Genomic DNA, 24,415 nt, shown 5'->3' on the forward strand with positions numbered 1-24,415 from the left:
TCTCCCGCATAGCTCCCGCCCGCAGTCAGGGGGGTCGAACAGGCAAGAGCTTGCCGCGCAGCAACAGGCCTAACGTCCTGAGCGCGATCCAGCCGATGATCAGGTTGGCCGCGACGAACAGCGGAACTGCAAGGAACGCGCTCGGCCCTTCCAAGCCGCGTTCCGTCAATCGCAACGCGGCGAGCGGAAGGGCCGAGACGCCGAACGTGTAGGCCCAGGCCGCCGGCGAGAAGGGCTGCTGCCGCAACCACGGCACCAGCCGCATTGTGACCAGGGCATGCAGCAGGGCGTAGCCGAAGAGGATCTGCGCAAGCCGGTCGGGCGGCCCGTCCGTGGCCGCCAGGTAGGCGACGCAGGCCACCGCGGGCGGAGCTAGGTGCAGTCCGAGCGAGGCACGCAGCGGCACGGGCAGAGTCTGCAGGATGAGCCGGTGGGTGACAACAGACTCCAGCGTCAGCCATGACAGGAGACCGGCACCGAAGAAGAGCAGGCCGAGTTCCTTCATGTCGAAGGCGGCGCAGGTGATGGCTGCCACGAAGCCTCCACCGACAGTGGGCATGTAGAGGATCGGCGTCGTCGCCTCGAAGGCGCGGTCGCCCATCCAGAGGCTTCCCATTCCCCAAACGGCGAAGAGGGTTGTTCCGAAAAGTCCCGCCAATGCCATCATCCAGGCGACGTCCGGCCAGTGTGGCGCGAGGCCGACGCTGGCGATCATTGTGGCGACGGGAGCCAACGAGGCGAAGAACGAGGAGGTGGGATCGCGCGCCTCGGCCAGAACCGTGTCCCGGTCGTTCAGCCACCGCGCGGCGTAAAGGATCAACCATGCCGCCCAGACCGCGACGCCGAAGAGGGACAGCATCTCGCCAACCCACACAGGCGCCAGCCCAAGGCGCGCAGCGGCGCGCCAGCCGTTGCCCAGGCCGCAGAGCCCCAGGACCATCCCGAAGAAGGTGGCCGGTACTCTGGTCCGTCGAAGCCAAGCGAAATCACGCCGGAGTTTGGCGGAGTCCCCTGGCGCGCCGGATGCGCTCGCAACGTCCGCCATGTCAGACGACCGTGGAGATCGCGCCGGGCGGATGCGTCAGCAACGTCGCGAGCAGGCTCAGCCCGTACCGAAGCGTCTCGGCATCCGGTGCCGCGCCCAGGGAGACTCGGATGGCCTCGGGAGCGGGTCCGACAGCGAAGGCATCGCTCAGGATGACCGACAGCCCGAGCTGACGCGCATGCGCACCGAACTCGCCGCGACGCCATGGCTCGGGAAGCCGTAGCCAGAGGTGGTGCCCGCAGGAATGGGCCTGGACGTCGAGACCCTGCAGGGCCTCGCGCGCGACCGACTGCCGGCGGCCGTTCTCCTGCCTGATGGCCGCAACGACCGCGTCGAGCTCGCCGTCCGCGATCCACTGCGAGGCGAGCGCGGCCGTGAGCGGCGAGGCCATCATGTTGATGGCCCGCAGCTCGGCGGCGAGCCGCACCGCCTCGTTGGTGCCCGGCACGGCGACGTAGGCGATGCGCAGGCCCGGGCTGACACACTTGGATAGCGTCGCGATGTGCCAGGTGATGTCTCCGGCAAGCGAGGCTATGGGAGCCGGAGCGTCGGGCGGAAGCGCGCCGTAGGCGTCGTCCTCGATGACCGCAACGCTGTGCGAACGCGCGACCTCGGCGATCTGCCCACGGCGTGCTGGCGGCAGCGTCGCGGTCGTCGGGTTGTCGATCGTCGGCACAAGGTACAGGGCACGCGGCCGCTCGGCCTTGCAGCTCTCCAGGAACGCGTTCGGGTCGAGCCCGTCGGCGTCGCAGGGCACCGGAATGAGGCGAATGCCGCGGCGCTCGGCGGCCATGCGCAGGCCTGGGTAGGTCAGGGCCGGGACGCAGAGCGCATCGCCCGGCTTCAGAATGGCGGCGAGCACGGCGGCGAGTACGACCTGGGCGCCGCCCGCCACGAGGACGCGGTGCACCGGAAGCGGCCCGAGCCGGCCACCGAGCCAATGCGCCGCCGCAGTACGGTCGGCCATGTTCCCGGCGCTGTCCTGGTACTGCATGCGGTCGAGGAAGCCCGGCGAGCCGGCAAGCCGCGACAAGCCTGCCTCCATACGCTCGGCCAGACGCGCCGTGACCGGCTGGGGCGGCATGTTCATGCTGAAGTCAACGCTTCCGGAGGGATCCGGCCTGCGCATCTCCGTAGGCGGCGTGGGTCCGCGAACGAAGCTGCCCCTACCGGCGGTGGCATCGATCAAGCCCGTCCGGCGCGCCTCGTTGAAGGCGCGCGTGACCGTGGTGAGGTCGACGTTGAGGTGCTTGGCCAGGGCGCGCTGCGGCGGCAGGCGCACGCCCGGTGGCAGCCGGCCGGCACGGATGTCCTCGGCCAGCGCCTTCACGATCGCTAGGTACTTCGGGCCTACGTCACCCGCGATTGTCGGGCTCCAAGTTTCCATCATTGACCCCTGTTCTCGCATTGGTGTATGCATACATGCATCATACAGGCAAGGCGAGACGTAGCTTTGTCTGGGAAGGCGCCTTAGAAGCAGCCAGCTTCCACCTCGATTGTATGGATGTGTAAGCCATACATTCGGTGCGCGCAAGGTGTACCTCCATGCCGCTCAGCGCGGCGAGCGGTTCAGGGACGTAGGCTATGCAAAGGACAATCGATCAATCTCTCATGTCAGTCGGCCTGCGGTGCCGCTGTCCGCGCTGCGGCGAAGGGCGCCTATTTGACGGTTTCATAACCCTAAAGCCGCGCTGTGAGGCGTGCGGACTCGATTATAGCTTCGCCGACCCGGCCGACGGACCCGCCTTCTTCATCATGATGACGATGGCCTTCCCGGTGACAGCCTTTGGCATTTGGCTGGAGCTCGCCTACGAACCGCCGCTCTGGATCCATGCGGTTGTGACGCTCCCGCTTCTCTTGCTGGCCTGCGTGCCGGTCATCCGGCCGCTGAAGGGGCTCTTCATCGCCAGCCAGTACATCAACAAGGCGGGAGAAGGTCGCCTCGCGACTTCGCCAGCACCCAACACGGGTCCTGTGACAGAGGACTGACCCCGCCGCTCCGCCGCGCGGTCCCGGACGGATGCGCGTCGGCGGCATGACCTGTCCTGCTTGGGCCCCATGGCCGACTTGATCAGACCTCACGAGGACCGGGACGATGTTCCCCCATTCTGACGTGTTCGAGGCCTCTCTCCGCCAGTTGCGCGAGGATGGTCGCTATCGGGTTTTCATCGAGCTCGAGCGGAATGTCGGTGCATTCCCGACCGCCGTCTGGAGGCATCCGGACGGCAGCCGCCGGCCGGTCACGGTCTGGTGCAGCAACGACTACCTTGGGATGGGACACAGCCCCGAGGTCCTCGGCGCCATGCATGTGGCCCTAGACCGCTACGGCGCCGGTGCGGGTGGCACCCGCAACATCTCCGGCACAGCCCACGAGCACGTGCTGCTGGAGCGCGACCTGGCCGACCTGCACGGGAAGGATGCCGCCCTCCTGTTCACCTCGGGCTACGTGTCGAACCTCGCGGCGCTGAGCGTGCTCGGCCAGGTGCTGCCGGACAGCGTGATCCTGTCGGACGCGGGCAACCACAACTCGATGATCGAGGGCATCCGCCGCTCGGGGGGCACGAAGGCGATCTTCCCGCACAACGACGTCGCTGCGCTCGACAGACTGCTTGCGCAGTTTGATCCTGACCGGCCCAAGATCGTGGCCTTCGAGAGCGTCTACAGCATGGACGGCGACGTGGCGCCCATCGCCGAGATCTGCGACGTCGCTGAGCGCCATGGGGCACTCACCTACCTCGACGAGGTGCACGCGGTCGGGATGTACGGCCCGCACGGCGCCGGCATTGCGGAGCGCGAGGGCGTCGCCCATCGCGTCACCCTGATCGAGGCGACGCTCGGGAAGGCCTTCGGCGTCATGGGCGGCTACGTCGCCGGGCCATCCACGGTCATCGACGTTATCCGCAGCCATGCGGCGGGCTTCATCTTCACGACCTCGCTGTGCCCGCACCTGGCTGCCGGCGCACGGGCGGCGGTGCGGCACCTCAGGGATAGCCAAGCGGAACGGGCGGCGCAGCAACGGGCAGCGGCGATCTTGATGGCCATGCTGCGCAAGGCTGGCCTGCCGGTCCTGCCAAGCCAGAGCCATATCCTGCCGGTGATGGTTGGCGACGCCCACCTCTGCCGGCGGATCAGCCAGGAGTTGCTGGAGCGCCACGGCATCTACGTCCAGCCGATCAACTATCCGACCGTGCCGCGCGGCGGCGAGCGGCTGAGGATTACCCCGACTCCGCTTCACACCGAGGAGCACATGCGGGCGCTCGTGGGGGCGCTCGTCGAGGTTCGCTCACGCCTGGGCTGGGGCGAGGTCTCGCTGGCCGCCTGACCGCGGGTCCCCTCAGCCCCATCGACAGACGCAATAGGTGACCGACATGCTGGCGAACGTTGACGCCCTGCTGCTCGCAAGGTGGCAGTTCGGGTTCACAGTGGCCTTCCACATCGTGTTCCCGGCTTTCTCCATCGGCCTCGCCAGCTACCTGGCGGTGCTGGAGGGTCTCTGGTTGGCCACCGGACGGCAGGTGTTCATCGACCTGTTTCGGTACTGGATCAAGATCTTCGCCATCGCCTTCGCCATGGGCGTCGTGTCTGGCCTCGTCATGTCCTACCAGTTCGGCACGAACTGGTCCGTCTATGCCGACAAAACGGGGCCCGTTCTCGGCCCGCTGATGGCCTACGAGGTGCTCTCGGCCTTCTTCCTGGAGGCCGGCTTCCTCGGCGTCATGCTCTTCGGCATGAGTAAGGTTGGCCCGCGCCTGCACTTCCTCGCCACCCTGATGGTGGCCATCGGGACCTTCTTCTCGGCATTCTGGATCCTGTCCGTGAACTCCTGGATGCAGACGCCGCAAGGACACACGGTCAACGCCGTGGGTCAGTTCGTGCCAGCCGACTGGTGGGCCATCGTCTTCAACCCGTCGTTCCCGTACCGCCTCGTCCACATGGTCCTGGCCGCCTACCTGACCACCGCGCTCGTCGTGGGCGCCGTCGGCGCCTGGCACCTGCTTCGCGACCGCGCCAACGAGGGCGCGCGGACGATGTTCTCGATGGCGATGTGGATGCTCGCTGTCGTCGCGCCGATCCAGATCCTGGCCGGCGACGCCCACGGCCTGAACACGCTGGAGCACCAGCCGACCAAGGTCATGGCCATGGAAGGCCATTACCAGAGTCACCCAGACGGCGCGCCACTCATCCTGTTCGGCCTGCCCGACCAGGAGGCCGGCACGGTGCGCTACGCCGTCGAGGTGCCGAAGCTGTCCTCGCTGATCCTCAAGCACGGTCTCAACGAGCCGCTGAATGGCCTCGACACCGTGCCGCGCGAGAACTGGCCGCCTGTGCCCGTGGTGTTCTGGTCCTTCCGGGTAATGGTCAGCCTCGGCATGCTGATGCTCCTGCTGGGCATGGGCAGCCTCGTCGCGCGTTACAAGGGCAAGCTCTACGAGTGGGTAGCCCTGCACCGCTTCGCCCTCACCATGGGACCGGCCGGCTTCGTCGCCGTGGTGGCTGGCTGGATCACCACCGAGGTTGGGCGCCAGCCCTTCACGGTCTACGGCCTCCTGCGCACGGCGGAGTCGGCCTCTCCGCTCTCCACGCCTGCCGTAGCCGCGTCGCTCATCGCCTTCGTGCTGATCTACTTCGCCGTGTTCGGGATGGGCGTCCTCTACATCCTGCACCTGATGGCGAAGTCGCCGTACCGAGGCGAGCACGGGATCGAGCCCGGGGCACCGATCCGCACCGCCGGCATAACGCCCGCGCCGTCGGTCGACCTCGACCGCACCCTCAACCCGGCCGAGTAAGGAGCCCGTCATGCTCGCCAACATCGACCTGACGGTGGTCTGGGCGCTCATCATCGCCTTCGCGGTCTTCGCCTACATCGTGATGGACGGGTTCGATCTCGGCATCGGGATCCTGTTCCCAGCCTTCCGGCCAGGCCAAGAGCGCGACACGGCGATGAATTCCATCGCGCCGGTCTGGGACGGCAACGAGACCTGGCTGGTGCTCGGCGGCGGCGGCCTGTTCGCGGTCTTCCCGCTGGCCTACGCGGTCATCATGCCGGCGCTCTACGCGCCGATCATCGCGATGCTGCTCGGCCTGATCTTTCGCGGCGTCGCCTTCGAGTTCCGCTGGCGTGACCCGCGCCACCGGGCGCTCTGGGACGTCGCCTTCACCGGGGGCTCCTTCGTGGCGGCGCTCGCCCAGGGCATCACCCTCGGCGCGCTTCTGCAGGGCATCAAGGTGGAGGGCCGCGCCTACGCGGGCGGCTGGTGGGACTGGCTAACCCCGTTCAGCCTGCTCGTCGGCCTCGGCATCGTCTGCGGCTACGCCCTGCTCGGCGCCACTTGGCTGGTGATGCGGACGGAAGGCAGCCTGCAGGAGCGGTCGCGCACCTTCTCGCTCTGGCTCGGCGCGGCCACGGTCGTGGTCATCGCCGCCGTCAGCGCGGCGACGCCCTTCTTGGAGGGCAAGTATTGGGAGCGCTGGTTCTCGATGCCGAGCGTGCTGCTCACCGCCCAGGTGCCGCTCCTCGTCGCGGTGGCGTCGTTCCTGTTCTTCCGCTCACTGCGTGGGGGGGCGGAGAGAACGCCCTTCCTGCTGGCGCTCGGCCTATTCCTGCTGTCCTTCGTCGGGCTGGGAATCAGCATCTTCCCCGACGTCGTGCCCGGCCGGGTCACGATCTGGGAGGCGGCGGCACCGCATTCGAGCCAGGTCTTCCTGCTCGTGGGCGCGTCCGTCCTGATCCCGACCATCCTGGTCTACACGGCCTACTCGTACTGGGTCTTCCGCGGGAAGGTTGACGCCGCGGGGTATCACTGATGGGCACCACCTCCGCTTTCCGACACCCCGGCCCCCTGTGGCGCCGCCTCGTGTGGTTCGCCTCGCTGTGGGCCGGCAGCGTCCTCTCGCTCGGAGTCGTCGCCGGCATCCTGAAGGCTTGGCTGAAGGTGGGCTAACGCCCCGCCCTTCGAGCCCGGCCGCTCCCATACCCAGAGTTGGACCATCCATGTCGTCGAAGCCCGTTGTCACGGCTGCCGTAGTGCAAGCTGGGTCGATCCTGTTCGACACCGCGCGGACGTTGGACAAGCTCTCGGACCTCGCGAGCGACGCCGCGGCCCGCGGGGCCGACTTGGCGGTGTTCCCCGAGGCGTTCGTCGGTGGCTACCCGAAGGGGCTCAACTTCGGCGCGACGGTCGGCTCCCGCACGCCGGCGGGCCGGGACGACTTCCTTCGCTATTATGTGAGCGCTATCGACGTGCCGGGACCGGCGACCGAGGCCATCGCCGCCGTTGCCCGCGCCGGCAAGCTGCACCTCGTCGTCGGCGTCATCGAGCGGTCGGGCGGCACCCTCTACTGCAGCGCCCTGACGTTCGGGCCCGACGGCGCCCTTTTGGCACGCCGCCGCAAGCTGATGCCCACCGCCTCGGAGCGGCTCGTGTGGGGTTTTGGCGACGGGTCGACGCTCGATGTCGCCAGCACTCCCCTTGGCCGGATCGGGACCGCGATCTGCTGGGAGAACTACATGCCGCTCCTGCGCACGACGCTGTACGCCAAGGGCGTCGAGATCTACTGCGCGCCCACGGTCGACGACCGCGCCACGTGGCTACCGACGATGCAGACCATCGCCCTGGAGGGGCGGTGCTTCGTCGTGTCGTCCAGCCAGTACCTCGTCCGGAAGGACTGCCCGGCCGAGTACGGCGCGGTTCAGGGCGACGACCCGGCGACGGTCCTCATCCGAGGCGGCTCGTGCATCGTGGGCCCTCTCGGGAACGTCCTGGTCGAGCCCGACTTCGAGGGCGAGAGCGTGCGCCTCGCCGAGCTGGACCGGGCGGACATCGTCCGCGGCAAGTTCGATTTCGACGTGGTCGGCCACTACGCGCGCCCAGACATCTTCAGCCTCAGCGTAAACGAGCGACCGCTCGAACCCGTGACCGTGACGGGCTCCGGCGCACGCGAGGCTCATCCCTAGACGCTAAGGCCCCCGATTGAAGTCCGCGCAACCGAGAACGGCAACGATGTCGACACGGCTTCTCCCCCGCCACGCCCCCTTCGAGAACGATGCCCTTGCCGCGCTCGACCAAGTGCTGGCGGTCGCTTCCCGGGTACAGCGCACGTGGCTCTTGGACTACCTGACGGCTGTCAGCGATCTCCCGGCCCAGGGCACGAGGGATGCGGACGTGTCCGTTGGGGAAGTCGTCGAGTACGTCAACCTCAACTCGTCCCGCTCCGATCAGACGACGATGCACGTGGCGGTCGCGTTCCCAGACGGCGCACCTCCCTACAGGCCCGGATCGGTCCTCGACCTCATCGGCATCGACGGCGAGAGCGTACCCGCGCGCGTCCTGCCGGTCGCCTCCTCGCGCAGGGAGGTCGTCGACGAGGTACACGCGTTGATGCCGGTCAGGACCGGTGACGCCGCCATTGTGGAGCGCCTTCGCCTCGGCTCGCAGGTGAGGGTCAGGATCCGGGAGGACGCCGAGTTCCGCTTGCCGGCCGCGCTGGGGACCGACGTCATCATGATCGGCGTCGAGGCGGGCGTGGCCCCGTATCGGGCACTCACCCAGGAGCGGCGCGCGCTCGGGGCCGGCGGGCGCTCATGGCTGTTCTTTGGTGGCCGGCGCTTCACCCATGACTTCCTCTACCAACTCGAATGGCAGGCCGCCCTCGCGGATGGGTCCCTGACCCGGATGGACGTCGCCTTCTCCCACGACCAGCCGGAGCGGATTGGCGTCGAGGACCGTCTCTTCGAGCGACGGGAAGAACTTGTCGATTGGATCGAGAACGGCGCGAGCCTCTCAATCTGCGCTGCCCCGAAGAGCGCGGACCGGGCCCACTTCGGGCTCCTGAAGGCTGTCGCCGACATCAAGGCCTGCTCGTTGGAGGTGGCCGTCGGTCACGTGGCGGATCTGGCGAGCCAGGGCCGTTTCAACCAGCGGCACCCCTAGTCGCCAAATCCCACGCAAGTTTCTGCATCGTGGCCCCCGATGCTTCTCTAACCCGGTAAAGCCCATGAACGATCACCGTCAGGTTCTTCCGCCGCCATCCGCGACGGATGGCGTGGGGGACCTCATCCAAGCCGAGCGCGACCAGCTCTCGCGCAACGAGCACATCAAGGAAGCCAGTGGCTACCTCCGCGGCAAGCTCGCCGAGGCCCTCCTGATGCCCGCGAGCGGCGCCGTTTCCGACGACGACGGACAGCTCGTCAAATTCCACGGCATGTACCTCCAGGACGACCGGGACCTCAGGCCCGAGCGGATGCGTAAGAAGCTCGACCGTGCCTACGCCTTCATGATTCGGCTGCGGATTCCCGGCGGTGTGCTGACCTCCAAGCAGTGGCTCGTCTTGGACGAGATCGCCCGCTCCTACGCCAACGGGTCCCTGCGGGCGACAACGCGGCAGACCTTTCAGTACCATGGCGTCATCAAGTCAAACCTCAAGCGGACGATGAAGGCCATCGACGGGGCGCTGCTCGACACCATCGCGGCCTGCGGGGACGTCAACCGCAACGTGCTCTCGGCTTCCAACCCCTATCAGTCCAAGGCGCATGCGGCTGCCTACGACCTAGCCAAGGCCATCTCGGATCACCTGCTGCCCAGGACCGGCGCGTGGCGCGAAATCTGGCTCGACGGCGAAAAGGTGGTTGGGGGCGAGGACGAGACGGTCGAGCCGATCTACGGCAAGACCTACCTGCCCCGGAAGTTCAAGGTGGTCGTCGCGGTGCCGCCGTCGAACGACGTCGACATCTTCGCGCACGACCTCGGCTTCATCGCCATCCTCGACGAGGTGGGTGCTCTGGCGGGCTGGAACGTCACGGTGGGCGGCGGCATGGGCATGACCCATGGCGAGGCCGACACCTTCCCTCGGACGGCCGACGTGATGTGCTTCTGCGAGCCAGAAGACGCGTTGAAGGTCGCCGAGGTGGTGATGACGGTGCAGCGCGACTGGGGCAACCGCAAGAGCCGCAAGAACGCCCGCCTGAAGTACACCATCGAGCGGTTCGGCCTCGACGCCTTCCGTGCCGAGGTCGAGCGGCGCGTCGGCAAGGCTTTCGCCGAGCCCAAGCCCTTCCGGTTTGAGAACAACGGCGACCGCTACGGCTGGACCGAAGGGGAGGACGGTCGCCACCACCTCACCTTGTTCATCCAGAACGGGCGCGTGCGGGACTTCAAGGGAGGCCCGCAGTTGCTGACCGGACTGCGTCGCATCGCCGAGGTCCACCAAGGCGAGTTCCGCCTGACGGCCAACCAGAACGTGCTCGTCGCTAACGTCCCTGCCGAGAAGCGCGCCGAGATCGAAGCGCTTGTGGCCGAGCACGGCCTGACAGCCCATGCCGGCACCCTACGCCGCAACAGCATGGCCTGCGTGGCGCTGCCTACCTGCGGCCTCGCCCTCGCAGAGAGCGAGCGTTACCTGCCGACGCTGATCGACGAGCTGGAGGCCTGCCTGGCCCGACACGGCTTGGCTGAGGACGAGATCACGATCCGCATGACGGGCTGCCCGAACGGCTGCGCCCGCCCCTACATCGCCGAAATCGGTCTCGTGGGTAAAGGACCCAAGCGCTACAACCTCTATCTTGGGGCGGCGTTCGATGGATCCAGGTTAGGCAAGCTCTACGCTGAGGACGTAGCTGATTCTGCCATTGTGGAGGTGCTTGACCCACTACTAGCCGCCTACAAAGTGCAGAGGAGCTACGGCGAGCGCTTCGGCGACTTTCTAGTGCGCACTGGATATGTGGCTATGACTACCAACGGGCCAAATTTCCATGAGCAAACAGGGTGCTTGCGCGGGTTATCCTAGAGATTGAAATAGAAATAGAACATTTTCTGATATGAGCTTTCATAGGCGCAGCTAAGCGAGGAAACTTAGATACTCGCCAGTACTTTACTTTAATGCGATCGCTTGCAGAGTTCGGCGCGCGTGTGATCGCGACTCCTAAAAACCGGCGGGAAAGCTGACGCTCCATCCTTCACTGGCTCGCGAGCGTTTGATTTCTGCCCATACGTGGCGTGGATGGAACCAAGCACAGAGCTTCATAGGTCGACTAGCAATCATGATACAATCTGCAAATACTCACGGCTCCCTGGCAGGATCCCTTCCTTGCGGAAGCATTCCTGCCCTGATTACGCCGATGTCCTCGGATGGGCGCATAGATTGGTCGGCCTACAGGAGGTTGATTGACTGGCATGTCGAGTCAGGAACTGACGCGATCGTCGCAGTGGGCACGACCGGCGAGAGCGCGACGGTTTCCGCCTCTGAGCATCGAGAACTAATTGAGGTCGCGATATGTCAAGCGCGAGGGCGTCTACCAGTCATTGCCGGCACCGGCGCGAACTCGACCAGCGAAGCAATTGAGTTAACTCGGTTCGCACGCGACGCAGGTGCGGTGGCGGCCTTGTCGGTAGTCCCTTACTACAACAAGCCAACTCAGGCTGGACTGTTCTCACACTTCAAGGCGATTGCCGAGACAGTCGACATGCCACTGATTGTCTACAATGTGCCGGGGCGGACTATGGTCGATCTCGCCGACGACACGATTTGTCGCCTTGCAGAGCTTCCAAACATCCTTGGCTTGAAGGATGCTACGGGAGACGTTGGTCGGGGGATTTCACTCATGCGGTCGCTGCCGGAAGGATTTGCCGTCTATAGTGGTGATGATCCTTCCGCTGCGGCTCTGATGTTGCTTGGGGCACGCGGCAACATCTCTGTGACAGCTAATATTATTCCCGCTGTGATGGCACACCTATGTGCGGCCGCCCGCGCCGGCCAGGTTGACCTAGTCCGCAAGATCAGTCGTCAGATCGCGCCCTTACACAAGGCGTTGTTCGTCGAGCCAAACCCGATTCCCGTTAAGTGGGCGCTTGAAAGGTTGGGCAAGCATTCAGCCTTCTACCGTCTGCCGCTTTCCCCCCTCTGCCCGAGCAGGCATGCGGAGGTGGAAGCCGCTCTCCGATTGGCTCTCGACTGCACCTGATCGCGTCGATGGAACTATGAGCTTTGTAGGAGTTGATCGCTCCCTCTGAGCTGTTCAAGCGCGCTGACGAGTGTTTGGTTCTCGGCTGATGTTCCAATCGAGATGCGCAGCCGGTTGCGCAGACGATCTTCATCGAACCAGCGGACGTAGATTTGCCGCTTCTCAAGCTTCGCATGAAGATCGCGTGCATCGTGCCATCCTGCATTTCTTGGCACCAAGGTCAGAAGAAAGTTCGCTTCAGATGGGATCACGTCGAAACCCAATTTACTAAGAGAAGAGGTCAGGAGCATTCTCTGCTCTCTGACGTATTGCCAGGATTTTCTGGCGTACTCGGCGTCGTCGAGCGCAGCCGCTCCTAGCTTCTGAGCGATTGCGTCTACGTTATATGAATCTTTTGTCTTCTGAATCATCGGAGAAATAAGTCTTATATCGCCAATTCCATATCCCAGTCGGAGTCCAGCTAAAGAATATCCCTTGCTAAAACTTCTTAAGATCAGTATGTTTGAATATTCTTTGATTAACTTTGTTGCATCATGCATTAACTCCGAGCTGATGAAGTCAACATATGCCTCGTCGATTAAGATAACGCCTCGAAATTTTGCCGCGACGCGCTCTATCGCATCAATCGGTTCGAGCGTTCCTGAAGGCGCATGCGGATTTGTTAGTATGGCTAGCTGGGCTCCCTCGCTGTTCCAGCGATCCGTGGCGTCGGCAGGGAGCCGCCACGCGTCCGTCAGTGCAACGCCGCTGATTGGAGATTGATGGATGGCTGCCAAGACCGAATAGAGCCCGTAGCTCGGAACGGCGACGCCTATGGGACGCCCTGGCTCGACAAACGTCGTCAGTGCGAGGCGGAGAAGTTCGTCGCCGCCATTCGTCGCGATGACCTGTTCGGCGCCCAGGCCATGATGCCGGGCTACAGAGGCGCGGAACTCATTCGCCAGAGGATCTGGATAGCGCTGCAGGGTCTTGCCGGCGATACCGGCTAGGCAGTTCAGAACACGCGGACTGGGAGGTAGCGGGTTCTCGTTGGTGTTGAGCTTGATGGCCAGCTGGTCGGGTTGGGCACCCGGCTGGTAGCCTCGCATGCGCTCAATATGTGTTCGTTCGTAGGTCATAACTCGGCGCCATCGCATACAAGTGCGGGGGTTGAGACAACTCGACTGCTCCTGCCCTGGGGCGCGCGGCTCAGATGTAAGTCGAGGCGAGCGCTGGTGAGCCTTCGAGCGCATGGGCGAGCACTTCTAGGCCGTGCGTAATCTGCTGCCGGGTTGAGGGGCCGCCGAGGCAGAGGCGTACCGCCTCCGGCGGCGTTCCCGCCACACAAAAAGGGTCGCTGCCGACTACGCCCAGCCCCGCCGACCGCCCCTGGCTGGCGAATGCCGAGCGGGTCCAGCCCTCCGGCAACGTGATCCAGACGTGGAACCCGTGCGGATCTGCGGTGTAGGTCCCGGCCGGAAGCAGCGAGGCCACGATGCGCTGGCGTGCGGCCGACTCCTCGCGGACGAACTGCACGACCGCATCCGCCGTGCCGTCCATGATCCAGCGCGTCGTCAGGGCCGTCGAGATCGGCGAGGCCATGACGGTTGCGGCCCGTAACGCACCTGCAAGCGGCAGGGCGGACCGGGCGCTCGGGGCGACCAGGAAGGCGAGGCGAAGCCCGGCGCCCAGACATTTGGCGACCCCTGCCACGTAGTAGGTGATCTCGGGTGCGAGTTCAGCGAAGCTCGGCGGCGGTGCCGGGCAGATGCGCGCGTAGGCGTCGTCCTCGATGATGCTGACGGCATAGCGCCGTGCCACCGCGATGATGGCTTCTCGCCGCGCGCGGGACAAGGTCGCGGTGGTCGGGTTCTGCAGCAGCGGGTTCAAGTAGATAGCCTTTGGCGCGACCTTGGTGCAGGCGGCCGCGAAGGCGTCGGGGTCGACCCCCTGGCGGTCCATGGGAAGGTCGACGAGGCGCAGCCCCAGATGCGCCGCGAGCGCGCGGATGCCCGGGTAGGTGATGCGCTCCGCGCAGATCGTGTCACCCGGCCGGGCCACCTGGCCCAGCACGCTGAACAGGGCGCTGTGGGCGCCCGGGCAGATCAGCAGGCGCTCCCGCGTCGTGTCGACCCCGCGGCCCTTCAGCCACCGCAGCGCCGCTTCCTTGTCGTCGTCGGTCCCGCCAAAGCCCTGATAACGCAGCAAGTTGGCAAGGTCGCCGGAGAGTTCCGCGAACGAGAGCTGCATGCGCGCCCGTAGGACCGGTGCGTCGGGCTCCGGAGGGAGGTTCATGGTGAAGTCGACCGGCCCGACCCGTGGCGCGCCGGCAGCCCCCCCTAAACGGGCAGAGAGGGCCGGATCGACCACGAAGGTACCCTGGCCGACACGCCCCTCGATCAGGCCGCGCTTATGCGCCTCGACATAGCCGCGCGACACCGTCGTGAAGTTCAGGTCGAGCGCCTCGGCGAGGGCGCGCTGGGTTGGCAGGCGTGTGCCAGTCGTCAAACGCCCCGTCCGGATGTCATCCGCCAGGGCCTCCGCGATGGCTAGGTAGTGCGGCTTGCCCCAGCGCTTCAGGTCCGGCGTCCAGGCCCCTGGCATGGCATCCTGAGGGCTCGTCGGCCCTCCTCGCTTCGTCGCCTTCATCCGTTCCGAGCCTGCACCATCGACATGCGATCAATGTTCGATTGTATGGCTAGCAAGCGTCATACCGCAACGACGCCTCGGAAGCGATGTTCGCGCCATCCATACAATGCCAGCAATTATTGAGCCTCAAACGTGCATCTATTGATCACCAAATGCGCAGGCGATGCTTCCAGAATGAGCTCTTACCAGTTCGGTGCGCAACATCGAAGTCCAACCCCTTGATTGCACAATTGTATGCATATTACTAAGGCGCATTGACTGACGCATTGATCGTCGGGGTTCTGGCACACCGCTTGCCATGAAGGTCCTGTGACTGCTCGCAGCCCTGCCTGTCGCGGTCCCATCCTTCAAGGAGAGAGCAATGCCTGCCGTGAACCGCGAACCCCACAAGAAGGGCGACTTCCTGGTCGACTACGAGGAGAAGGTCTTCGAGGACGTGAAGGCGGAGCCAGGCCAGAAGGCGCTCGTCACCTTCCACACCGTCGCGTTCGAGGGCTCCATCGGCCTCGTGAACCTGCTCCAGGCCACCCGCCTGCAGCGCAAGGGCTTCGACACGTCCATCCTGCTCTACGGTCCTGGCATCACACTCGGCGTCCAACGCGGTTTCCCGCGTCTCGGCGACGAGGCCTTCCCTGGCCACCTCAACTTCAACAACCAGCTTGAGAAGTTCATGGCCGAGGGCGGCAAGGTCTACGCCTGCCGGTTCTCGACCCAGGCCCTGTACGGCCACGGCGAGGCGGCCTTTATCGAGGGCATTCGCATGATCAACCCCCTCGACGTCCTCGACTGCATCCTCCTGCACAAGCGCGACAACGCGGTGATCATCGACACCTGGACGGTCTGAGCGGGAGTTCGGGTCCGTCGACCGCGACGTCGCATCCGGCGGCCGCATCGCGCGGCCGCCGTCACAGCCGGAGGATCATTCATGTCAGAGAACCGGATCGTGCGGGCCGCCGCCGTCCAGATCGCGCCGGACCTCGACCGGCCAGACGGCACCCTGGATCGCGTGCTCAACGCCATCGACGAGGCCGCCGCCAAGGGCGCCCGCTTCATGGTCTTCCCCGAGACCTTCGTGCCCTACTACCCTTACTTCTCCTTTGTGTTGCCCCCGGCGCTCCAGGGCGCGGAGCACCTGAAGCTCTACGAGCGGGCGCCCACGGTACCGGGGCCTGTGACGCAGGCGGTCGCGGCCGCGGCACGCCGGCACAGCGCCGTGATCGTGTTGGGGGTCAACGAGCGCGACCACGGCTCGCTCTACAACACGCAGCTCATCTTCGACGCCGACGGCAGCCTCAAGCTCAAGCGCCGCAAGATCACCCCGACTTATCACGAGCGCATGATCTGGGGTCAGGGCGACGGCGCCGGCCTCGACGTGGTCGAGACGGCGGTCGGCCGCGTCGGCGCGCTGGCCTGCTGGGAGCATTACAACCCGCTCGCCCGCTACGCGCTCATGGCGCGCCACGAGGAGATCCACGCGGCCCAGTTCCCCGGCTCGCTGGTGGGCCAGATCTTCGCCGACCAGATGGAGGTGACGATCCGCCACCACGCCCTGGAGGCGGCCTGCTTCGTGGTCAACGCCACCGGCTGGCTCACCAACGAGCAGGTGGCGCAGGTCTGCCCGGACGAGCGCCTGCGCGGCGCCTGCCGCGGCGGTAACTGCACCGCCATCGTCTCGCCTGAGGGCAAGCACCTCGCCGACCCGCTTGGACCGGGTGAGGGCATCCTGATCGCCGACATGGACCTCGCGCTGGTGACCAAGCGCAAGCGGATGATGGATTCGGTCGGCCACTACGCCCGACCCGAGCTCCTCAGCCTCCTCCACGACGACCGGCCGGCCTCGTTCGTGCACCAGCCAATTCGTTCTCAGACCGCTTCCCGGAGCCTCGACCATGAGCAGCAGCCCGCTTCCGACGAGCCTTCCTTCGATCCCGCCGGTCGTGGCGGGCCTGGTCGGGATGCCGACGGAGCGCCTGATCAACGCGTTGCAATCCTACGGCGTTAGGCTTGCCGACAGCCGCGCCGGCGCCCCTAGCCGCCGGGGCGGGGCCGGCCCCTCCGACCACAAGGCGATGACGATCGCGGGTCGCACCGTGATGGTGCCGGTCCACACCGAGACCGCCTTCGACTCGCCCTTCCTGGTGCGCCGCCCGGATGCAGACGGGGTCTCAGTAATCGAGCACGACGGGGTGGTGATCGCCCGCGCGACCTTCCCCGGGAAACCCCGCTTCTACGCCCTCTCGACCTTCGACGGCGTGCCCTACTCCAAGATCGCGGTGCTGCACGGGCGCGACGTGCTCGCCACCACCGTGCTGCAGACTTGCATCCGCTACGCCAGCCGCACCAAGACCTGCCAGTTCTGCTCCATCGGTCAGTCGCTCGCCGCCGGGCGCACGATCGCGCACAAGAGCCCGGAGCAGCTGGCCGAGGTCGCCCGCGCCGCAGTGCTCCTCGACGGCGTCCGGCACATGGTCATGACGACCGGCACGCCCAACGCCACCGACCGCGGCGCTGCGGTGCTGTGCGAGAGCGCCTTTGCGGTGAAGGCTGCGGTCGATCTGCCGATCCAGGCCCAGTGCGAGCCACCCGACGACGACCGCTGGTTCGGGCGCATGAAGGCTTCGGGCATTGATGCCCTCGGCATGCATCTGGAGGCCGTGACCCCGGAGGTGCGGGTGCGGATCATGCCCGGCAAAGCGAGCGTGCCGCTGGAGCGTTACTACGAAGCCTTCGAGGCCGCCGTGCCGGTCTTCGGGCGTGGGCAGGTCTCGACCTACATCCTGGCGGGCCTGGGCGACACGCCCGAGGCGATCCTCGCCATGGCCGAGCGCCTCGTCGGGATGGGCGTCTACCCCTTCGTGGTGCCCTTCGTCCCGATCTCGGGCACGCCGCTGGAGAGCCACCCGGCGCCCGGCCCGGACTTCATGCACGCCATCCTCAAGCCGCTGGCGGACATGCTGGCCGGCGCGAACCTACGCTCGACTGACATCAAGGCCGGCTGCGGGCGCTGCGGTGCCTGCTCGGCGCTCTCCACCTACGAGCGCGCGGAGGTGGCGGCATGATCATCGAATCCGTGCCGCCGTACCGGCCAAGCCACTTCCGCGTGAAGTTTGCCACGAGCGCTTGGGAGCGGCGCGCCTGCGCGCGGCTGCGCCGCCAGGTCTTCTGCACGGAGCAGGGCCTGTTCGCGGAGGACGACCGGGATGCCATTGATGCGCACGCCATCCCAATCTGCGCCCTCTCGACGCTCGGCGGCGATACGGACGCGCTTGTGGGAACCGTGCGCATCCACGAGCTCGCGGAGCGTCCTACCGAGTGGTGGGGCTCGCGCCTTGCCGTCGCCAGACCATTCCGGGGCACCGCCGCGCTCGGCGCCGGGCTGATCCAGGTCGCGGTCTCCTCGGCCCATGCCCGGGGCTGCACGCGCTTCCTGGCCCACGTGCAGGAGCGGAACGTGCCGCTGTTCCAGGCCCTGCACTGGGCAAGCCTCGACACGGTGGAGCTTCACGGCCTTCCGCATCATCTGATGCAGGCGGACCTCGCGGCCTATCCGCCGATGCACGACCCCGAGCACGGGCTCGTCACCTTCCGTAGGGCGGCGTGATGACGGCGGGGTTCGACCTTCAAGCCCTGGCTCGCCAAATCCGCGACGCGCGCGGCGTTGCCCACAAGCGCGACATCGATGCCGTAGTCGCGCGGCTCGGTCTCGACAGCCGGCACGCCGCCATCCCGGTCGGTGACGACTGCGCCGCTATCCCAGACGGCGACGGACATCTGCTGCTCGCCATCGAGGGGTTCCTCGACGGCTTCGTCGCCGACGACCCGTACTTCGCCGGCTATTGCGGCATCATGGTCAACCTCAGCGACGTGGCCGCTATGGGCGGGCGTCCGCTCGCCGTGGTCGACGCCCTGTGGAGCCGGGATGCCGCGGCGGCGGACCCGATCCTGGCCGGCCTGTCCGACGCGGCCGCGCTCTACGGCGTCCCGGTCGTCGGCGGCCACACCAACACCCGTGCGGCCGCCGGGAACCTCGCGGTCGCCGTGCTCGGCCGGGCGAGTGGGCGCCTCCTGACGAGCTTCGACGCGGCGCCGGGCGACGATCTCGTTGCCGCCATCGACCTGCGCGGACGCTTCCGTGATCCGCACCCGTACTGGGATGCTTCCACCGGCACGCCGGGCGAGCGCCTGCGCGGCGACCTCGCGCTGCTGCCGGGACTGGCCGAGGACGGACTCTGCGCCGCCGCCAAGGACATCAGCATGGCGGGCGTCATCGGCACGGCCCTGATGCTGCTCGAATGCTCGCAAGTCGGCGGCGTCATCGACCTCGACGCGATCCCGCGACCCCAAGGCATCCCGCTCGCACGCTGGCTGACCGCCTTTCCGAGCTTCGGCTATCTCCTGAGCGTCCGCCCTGACCGCACGCCCACCGTGCTCGCGCGCTTCGCGGAGCGCGGCATCGCCGCCGCCGGGATCGGGCGCCTCGATGCGAGCAGGGTTGCCCGGGTTCGTGGCGCCACGGGCGAGGAGGCCGTGGTCTGGGACTTTGTGGCGGGCCCGCTGATTGGCTGCGGCAAGGACGATGCCGGAGCCGCATCGTGACGGGCCTGCGCATCGCCATCCTGACTCACTCTACGAACCCGCGCGGCGGAGTGGCCCATTCCCTTGCGCTGGCCGAGGCTCTCTGCGCGCTCGGGCACGAGGCGGTGGTTCACGCGCCGGACCCCACCGGCCGCGGCTTCTTCCGGAATGCGGCCTGCTCGACCGTGCCGGTGGCAGCCCAGCCGATCGCCGGGACCACGGTCGATCTCGTGCGCGCCCGCATCAACGACTACCTGCGCCACTTCGCGACACCGGCCGCCTGCGACTTCGATGTGTTCCATGCCCATGACGGCATCGGCGGCAACGCGCTCGCGACCCTGAAGCACCGGCGCCTGATCCCGCGCTTCGTGCGCACGGTCCACCACGTCGACAGCTTCTCCGATCCGCAGCTCGCGGAGTGGCAGGACCGCTCGATCCGGGAAGCCGCGCGCCTGCTCTGCGTCAGCCGTACCTGGGTCGACTGGATCAGGAATGACATCGGCGCAGAGGCTGCGGTCGTCGGGAACGGGGTGGATCTGTCGGTCTATCGCAGTGAGCCGACCGAGGCGGACGCGGCCCTGCGGGAGCGCTGGGGTCTCGGCTCGGGGCCGGTGATCCTCTGCATCGGCGGCTTCGAGGAGCGCAAGAACACCCTAGGCATCATCACGGCGTTCGCACGTTTGCGGGAGAGCCACTCCCAAGCGCAGCTCGTAATTGCCGGTGGCGCCTCGCTGCTCGACCACGCCTACTACAGTGCCCGCTGCCGGGCGGCGCTGGCCGCGGCCGGGCTCGCGGTCGGTCGAGGCTTGGCCGTCGTCGAGACGGGTCCGGTCCCGCAGGCCGAGATGCCGGCGCTATACCGGCTCTCCGACGTCCTGGCCTTCCCCTCTCGGAAGGAGGGGTTCGGCCTCTGCGTGCTGGAGGCGATGGCCTGCGGCACGCCAGTCATCGTCTCCCGTCTGCCGCCCTTCACCGAGTACCTCGCGGAGGGCGATGCCCTCTTCGTCGATCCCGCCGAACCGGGGGACATCGCCGACGCCATGGCGTCCGCCCTGATCCCGAGCAGGCGCGGGCGCCTGCGGGTGGCGGGCTTTGCCCGGGCCGCCGCCCATTCCTGGCGCGCCTGCGCCGAGCGCCACCGCGATGCCTACGCCGCCTGCGCTCGCCCCATCGAGGAGACGACCCATGCCTGAGATGCGCTTCCACGTCCGCTGGCCAGACGGGCAGCGGGAGGCCTGCTACTCGCCCTCCCTCGTTGTGAAGGACTTCCTCACGCCGGGCGAGAGCTACGCCCTCGACGACTTCGTCGAGAAGAGCCGGACCGCCCTCACTATCGCGAGCGAGCGGGTGCGCGAGAAGTACGGCTTCGCCTGCTCCGCCGCCATGGACCAGCTCGCCCGGATCGAGGCCGCGGCCAAGCGGCAGTCCCCCGGCGGCCGGGTCGAGGTCGAGACCTTCGAACCCTGAGCAGGCACCCCATTCCAAATCATCAAGGAGTTTGCGCCATGATCTCCACGCCCCGTCACGTCCCGGTCGTCATCGTGGGAGGCGGCCAGGCCGGCCTCTCGGTCAGCTACCACCTTAAGCAGCGCGGCATCGAACATCTTGTGTTCGAGAAGCATACCGCCGCACACACTTGGGCGACGCAGCGCTGGGACACCTTCTGCCTCGTCACCCCGAACTGGCAATGCGACCTGCCGGGCCTTCCCTATGACGGCCCCGACCCGGACGGGTTCATGCGCAAGGACGAGATCGTTGCCTACCTGAAGGCCTTCGTGGCCAAGGTGAACCCGCCGATCCGCGAGGGTGTGGCGGTCACCCGTGTCGAGCGGCGTGAGGACGGCATCTTCTCAGTCCAGACCTCGGAAGGCGACTACACCGCGAACGAGGTCGTCGTCGCCTCGGGCGGCTACCACACGCCGATCATCCCCCGCATGGCCGAGAAGCTGCCGGGATCGATCACGCAGATCCACTCGAACCAGTACCGCAACCCGGCCCAGCTGCCCGAGGGCGAGGTCCTGGTCGTCGGGTCCGGCCAGTCCGGCGCGCAGATCGCCGAGGACCTGCACCTGGCGGGCCGCAAGGTGCACCTAGCAGTGGGTGACGCGCCCCGCTGCGCCCGGTTCTATCGCGGGCGCGACGTCGTCACCTGGCTTGCCGACATGGGCTACTACGAGATGACGGTCGAGAACCACCCGCTCCGCGACGGCGTGCGCGACAACACCAACCACTACGTGACGGGCCGCGATGGCGGCCGCGACATCGACCTGCGCCGCTTCGCCCTCGAAGGCATGCGGCTCTACGGCCTGATGGAGGACTATGAGGACGGCAGCCTGTGTTTCCGTGACGACCTCAAGCGCTCGCTCGATCAAGCGGACCGGACCTATAACGGCATCAACGCGGCTATCGACAAGTACATTGCCGAGAAGGGCATCGATGCCCCGGCACAGGCGCACTACACTCCAGTCTGGGAGCCCGACGAGCCGGTAACGAGCCTCGCCCTCGAAGGCTCCGGCATCACAAGCGTCGTCTGGTGCATCGGCTTCACGCCGGATTTCCGCTGGCTCGACGCCTCCGTGTTCAACGGCGCAGGCAGCCCCAAGCACAAGCGGGGCATCACGAACGAGGCCGGCGTCTACTTCATCGGCCTACCCTGGCTGAATACCTGGGGCTCGGGCCGCTTCGGCGCGGTCGGGCGCGACGCCGAGTACATTGTGCAGGCGATCCAGAAGCGCCTCGGTGCCGAGCGCTTTGCCCTGAAGTTTGCCGTCTGAGCGAGGTTCTGGTGCGAACGGGCTGGGCGTCTGCGACCGTGCTTCGCGGACCCCTCCAGCGGACGGAAACCACGTGAACCGCCCAGGCGAGCCAAAGTCTGTGCTGTTCCTGCAACAAGCTGCCTTCAAAGCATTGCTCAGGTACTCTTCAGTAGACTCTTAGCTGCTGCAGTGCAGAATATAAGCACTGTTGGAAATACATACAGATTGTATGTATTTACATGCAATCAAGTCAAAACAGATACAACATCTCACCTGAACGCTGCCGCCGCCGATGCTTTCTCGGCGAACGGATGCGGCTGGCCAATGCATAAACCTAGAAGGGGACCGATGATGTTGAAGAAGTTCGCGGCCGCGGCGGGGGCGTTCGCCGCAGTCACCCTGAGCGCGACCGCCTCTTACGCCCAGGCTACCACCATCCCGGGCGAGCAGGTCGGCCTCGCCGTCGGCGCCCCGCTGCCCGAGGGCATCTACGCCATCGACACCTTCATCTATCGCCGCAACGACACCCGGTTCTCGACCGACACGGCGATCAACGTGCCGGTCCTGGTCTGGTCGACGGGATACAAGTTCCTCGGCGCTAATATCCAGCCCTTGCTCGCTCAACCGACGGTGTTCGGCTTCCCGAACAACCCGGCTGGTGTCCCGAACCGCGATTTCTCGATCAACGTCGGCACCCTCGTGGGATCAATCTTCGCCTGGGACCTCGGCAACGGCTTCGGCGTCAGCTACCTCGCTGCGGTACACCTGAACGACCTTGATGCCGGCCGCGGGCTGCCGCAGTTCTCCTCGAACACCTACCGCCAGGGCTTCGCAGCCAGCTACACCGCCGATGGCTGGAACCTCACGGCCAACCTGACCCACAACTTCTACGACTCTCCGGGCCGGTTCGACGGAGCTGTTGGGCGGGCGATTGGCCCCCTCTACCTCGCGGACGCCCTTCTGCTCGACCTCACGGCGACCAAGAAGTTCGGCAAGTTCGAGATCGGCGCGGTGGCCTACGGGGTGACGGACCTGCCGCTCGGTAGTCGTGACTTCGCGCGCGCATCCACACAAGGATACACCCGAGCCGGACGCTTCGCCGTCGGCGGCTTGATCGGCTACGACTTCGGTCCATTCACCGCGCAGCTCATGGTCGCCCGCGATGTCGCGGTTCGGACCCGTGGCACGGAGTCGACGGATGGCTTCATCCGTCTCATCGCTCCGCTCTACACGCCTCCGCAGGCTGCTACCGTCGAGCCAGTCGCGCTGGTGCGGAAGTATTGATGATCAATCCCGCGACCGTGGTTTCCTCTTCGAGGTGACGCCAGCGGCGCGGCCAAGATCGAAGTGAACTCCTTCCCAAGGATCCCGCTTCGATAGGGACCGGGTGGCCAAGTCTCGACAGCTACCACCACCTGGTCCCGCCCTTTCTCGAAGGAGAAGGCCGTTGGGTTTGCACATGAGGCTCGAAGGGGTCGATACGCCCCTGACGGATACCTCCCGCCATGTCTTGGGCATGCCGCATCTTTGCCCAAGCGGCCTCTCCGAGAACTGGCTCTGGAAGGAGGTAGGGCACCGCCACTGGGGTTTGATTGCCAAGGCGTTCGGCAGGGCCAAGGCTGGGTTCGGCCCCACGGGTGAGCCGCCCGTCTACGCGGCGTTCCGAAGGATCTCCCTGGAGGGTGGAAACCTCGGCGGCGTTCGCGAGAACAGCGCGTTGGACGTGCGCTCGACGATTACGCACCTCTCGGAGACGCGGGTTATCAGCCGGCACGTCGCGGCATGCCAGGATCGGCTGGTCGCGGACGTGGCGATGACCTCCGTGTTCGTGAGGCGCCAGACAGAAGGCGTGAACCGTTCCATCGCTCGAGTGAGAGTAGAGAGTCGGGGGCACGCCATGTCCGCCTTCGAGACCCCGCCCTCTCAGCCATCCGGCACTGACCACGTGTTTTTGGGTCATGCCATGGGCGCGAACGAGCGTGAACTCGGCATCATGATTATCGAGCCATGCCCCTACTTGGACTTCAACGGCGCCGGGCTCCTGTACTTCAGCAGCTTCGTCGCCGCCGTGGATCGGGTCGAATGGCATCTTCTCGGGAAGCACTCAGGCCTCTTTGCCACTCGTGAGCGTCGAGCTTTATTCCACGCGAACATTGAGGTGGGTGACTGTCTTACGGTGCGGATGCTTGCCTCGGGCGACGAGGCGACCTGCTGCCATCGTGCGCTGCTATCGACGCCGGACGGTAAGCTCCTAGCCGAGGTGATAACTCAACGAAGCCAATATAAAGAGAGATAGAAGAGGCTGCTGCCATTATGCTGAAACAGCAGCCGGCTTTCATTGACGGCTCCGAGCAAATTGTGGACGGCTTGTTTCCGTATGACTAGAAAACGATGGCTTTCCGTACAAATGGATGCGTCCGCTCCCGACCGATTTTGTTCTCTAATGAGTCAATG

At 66.2% G+C, this 24,415-nt stretch carries 23 protein-coding genes; 19 read left to right on the forward strand and 4 right to left on the reverse strand.

Annotated elements, in window-relative coordinates; all coding sequences use genetic code 11:
• Nucleotides 1-25: 25 nt before the first annotated feature.
• Nucleotides 26-1,045: a dicarboxylate transporter/tellurite-resistance protein TehA gene (gene tehA / locus MZTS_RS04275; RefSeq protein WP_192281957.1), complete on the reverse strand. Its 1,020-nt coding sequence runs from the start codon at nt 1,043-1,045 to the stop codon at nt 26-28.
• Between the two features lies 1 nt (nt 1,046).
• Nucleotides 1,047-2,435: an aminotransferase-like domain-containing protein gene (locus MZTS_RS04280; protein WP_192281960.1), complete on the reverse strand. Its 1,389-nt coding sequence runs from the start codon at nt 2,433-2,435 to the stop codon at nt 1,047-1,049.
• Nucleotides 2,436-2,656: 221 nt separating this feature from the next.
• Between MZTS_RS04280 and MZTS_RS04285 the strand changes: the two genes are divergently transcribed.
• From MZTS_RS04285 to dapA, 9 genes are all read left to right on the forward strand, one after another.
• Nucleotides 2,657-3,034: a DUF983 domain-containing protein gene (locus tag MZTS_RS04285; RefSeq protein WP_246481988.1), complete on the forward strand. Its 378-nt coding sequence runs from the start codon at nt 2,657-2,659 to the stop codon at nt 3,032-3,034.
• Nucleotides 3,035-3,140: 106 nt separating this feature from the next.
• A complete protein-coding gene (hemA, locus tag MZTS_RS04290; protein WP_192281966.1) occupies nt 3,141-4,367 on the forward strand; it encodes a 5-aminolevulinate synthase in 1,227 nt (408 codons plus the stop codon).
• 46 nt (nt 4,368-4,413) lie between these two features.
• Nucleotides 4,414-5,832, forward strand: coding sequence for a cytochrome ubiquinol oxidase subunit I (locus tag MZTS_RS04295; protein ID WP_192281969.1), 1,419 nt, complete (start codon nt 4,414-4,416; stop codon nt 5,830-5,832).
• A 10-nt stretch (nt 5,833-5,842) separates the two neighbouring features.
• The gene (cydB, locus tag MZTS_RS04300; protein ID WP_192281972.1) at nt 5,843-6,850 is read left to right on the forward strand and encodes a cytochrome d ubiquinol oxidase subunit II; all 1,008 of its coding nucleotides are present in this window, start codon (nt 5,843-5,845) and stop codon (nt 6,848-6,850) included.
• Nucleotides 6,850-6,987, forward strand: a complete 138-nt coding sequence (locus MZTS_RS04305) for a DUF2474 family protein (protein ID WP_192281975.1) — start codon at nt 6,850-6,852, stop codon at nt 6,985-6,987. Before cydB ends, MZTS_RS04305 begins: the two co-directional genes overlap by 1 nt.
• 50 nt (nt 6,988-7,037) lie before the next feature.
• Entirely contained in the window at nt 7,038-8,000 is a 963-nt protein-coding gene (locus tag MZTS_RS04310) for a nitrilase-related carbon-nitrogen hydrolase (RefSeq protein WP_192281978.1), read from the forward strand.
• Between the two features lie 46 nt (nt 8,001-8,046).
• A complete protein-coding gene (locus tag MZTS_RS04315) occupies nt 8,047-8,976 on the forward strand; it encodes a ferredoxin reductase domain-containing protein (RefSeq protein WP_192281981.1) in 930 nt (309 codons plus the stop codon).
• A gap of 64 nt (nt 8,977-9,040) precedes the next feature.
• Nucleotides 9,041-10,828, forward strand: a complete 1,788-nt coding sequence (locus MZTS_RS04320) for an NADPH-dependent assimilatory sulfite reductase hemoprotein subunit (RefSeq protein ID WP_192281984.1) — start codon at nt 9,041-9,043, stop codon at nt 10,826-10,828.
• A gap of 253 nt (nt 10,829-11,081) precedes the next feature.
• Nucleotides 11,082-12,002, forward strand: coding sequence for a 4-hydroxy-tetrahydrodipicolinate synthase (gene dapA, locus MZTS_RS04325; protein WP_192281987.1), 921 nt, complete (start codon nt 11,082-11,084; stop codon nt 12,000-12,002).
• Nucleotides 12,003-12,016: 14 nt separating this feature from the next.
• On the opposite strand, the gene hisC is transcribed toward dapA, so the two are convergent.
• Both hisC and MZTS_RS04335 read right to left on the reverse strand, forming a co-directional pair.
• Nucleotides 12,017-13,120: a histidinol-phosphate transaminase gene (hisC, locus tag MZTS_RS04330; protein ID WP_192281990.1), complete on the reverse strand. Its 1,104-nt coding sequence runs from the start codon at nt 13,118-13,120 to the stop codon at nt 12,017-12,019.
• A gap of 70 nt (nt 13,121-13,190) precedes the next feature.
• A complete protein-coding gene (locus tag MZTS_RS04335; RefSeq protein WP_246481989.1) occupies nt 13,191-14,630 on the reverse strand; it encodes an aminotransferase-like domain-containing protein in 1,440 nt (479 codons plus the stop codon).
• Nucleotides 14,631-14,991: 361 nt separating this feature from the next.
• Here MZTS_RS04335 and MZTS_RS04340 point away from each other — a divergent pair, with 361 nt between their 5' ends.
• The 10 genes from MZTS_RS04340 (at nt 14,992) to MZTS_RS04385 (ending at nt 24,257) form a co-directional block, all read left to right on the forward strand.
• Nucleotides 14,992-15,474, forward strand: a complete 483-nt coding sequence (locus MZTS_RS04340) for an MSMEG_0572/Sll0783 family nitrogen starvation response protein (RefSeq protein ID WP_012452016.1) — start codon at nt 14,992-14,994, stop codon at nt 15,472-15,474.
• A gap of 81 nt (nt 15,475-15,555) precedes the next feature.
• Nucleotides 15,556-16,632, forward strand: coding sequence for a Nit6803 family nitrilase (locus MZTS_RS04345; protein WP_192281993.1), 1,077 nt, complete (start codon nt 15,556-15,558; stop codon nt 16,630-16,632).
• Nucleotides 16,586-17,689 carry an MSMEG_0568 family radical SAM protein gene (locus MZTS_RS04350; protein WP_192282016.1) on the forward strand — a complete coding sequence of 368 codons (1,104 nt, stop codon included), beginning with the start codon at nt 16,586-16,588 and terminating at the stop codon, nt 17,687-17,689. The genes MZTS_RS04345 and MZTS_RS04350 overlap by 47 nt, the downstream gene beginning before the upstream one ends.
• Nucleotides 17,686-18,231 carry an MSMEG_0567/Sll0786 family nitrogen starvation N-acetyltransferase gene (locus tag MZTS_RS04355; RefSeq protein ID WP_192281996.1) on the forward strand — a complete coding sequence of 182 codons (546 nt, stop codon included), beginning with the start codon at nt 17,686-17,688 and terminating at the stop codon, nt 18,229-18,231. Before MZTS_RS04350 ends, MZTS_RS04355 begins: the two co-directional genes overlap by 4 nt.
• Entirely contained in the window at nt 18,231-19,226 is a 996-nt protein-coding gene (locus MZTS_RS04360) for a sll0787 family AIR synthase-like protein (protein WP_192281999.1), read from the forward strand. Before MZTS_RS04355 ends, MZTS_RS04360 begins: the two co-directional genes overlap by 1 nt.
• The gene (locus MZTS_RS04365) at nt 19,223-20,398 is read left to right on the forward strand and encodes an MSMEG_0565 family glycosyltransferase (RefSeq protein ID WP_192282002.1); all 1,176 of its coding nucleotides are present in this window, start codon (nt 19,223-19,225) and stop codon (nt 20,396-20,398) included. The genes MZTS_RS04360 and MZTS_RS04365 overlap by 4 nt, the downstream gene beginning before the upstream one ends.
• Nucleotides 20,391-20,672, forward strand: coding sequence for an MSMEG_0570 family nitrogen starvation response protein (locus MZTS_RS04370; RefSeq protein WP_192282005.1), 282 nt, complete (start codon nt 20,391-20,393; stop codon nt 20,670-20,672). Before MZTS_RS04365 ends, MZTS_RS04370 begins: the two co-directional genes overlap by 8 nt.
• Before the next feature lie 38 nt (nt 20,673-20,710).
• The gene (locus MZTS_RS04375; protein ID WP_192282008.1) at nt 20,711-21,979 is read left to right on the forward strand and encodes an MSMEG_0569 family flavin-dependent oxidoreductase; all 1,269 of its coding nucleotides are present in this window, start codon (nt 20,711-20,713) and stop codon (nt 21,977-21,979) included.
• 333 nt (nt 21,980-22,312) lie between these two features.
• Nucleotides 22,313-23,245: a transporter gene (locus tag MZTS_RS04380; RefSeq protein WP_192282019.1), complete on the forward strand. Its 933-nt coding sequence runs from the start codon at nt 22,313-22,315 to the stop codon at nt 23,243-23,245.
• Between the two features lie 163 nt (nt 23,246-23,408).
• Nucleotides 23,409-24,257: a Pnap_2097 family protein gene (locus MZTS_RS04385; protein ID WP_192282011.1), complete on the forward strand. Its 849-nt coding sequence runs from the start codon at nt 23,409-23,411 to the stop codon at nt 24,255-24,257.
• The last annotated feature ends 158 nt before the right edge of the window (nt 24,258-24,415 follow it).

The sequence above is a fragment of the Methylorubrum zatmanii genome (assembly GCF_014845115.1).
Taxonomy (GTDB): domain Bacteria; phylum Pseudomonadota; class Alphaproteobacteria; order Rhizobiales; family Beijerinckiaceae; genus Methylobacterium; species Methylobacterium zatmanii.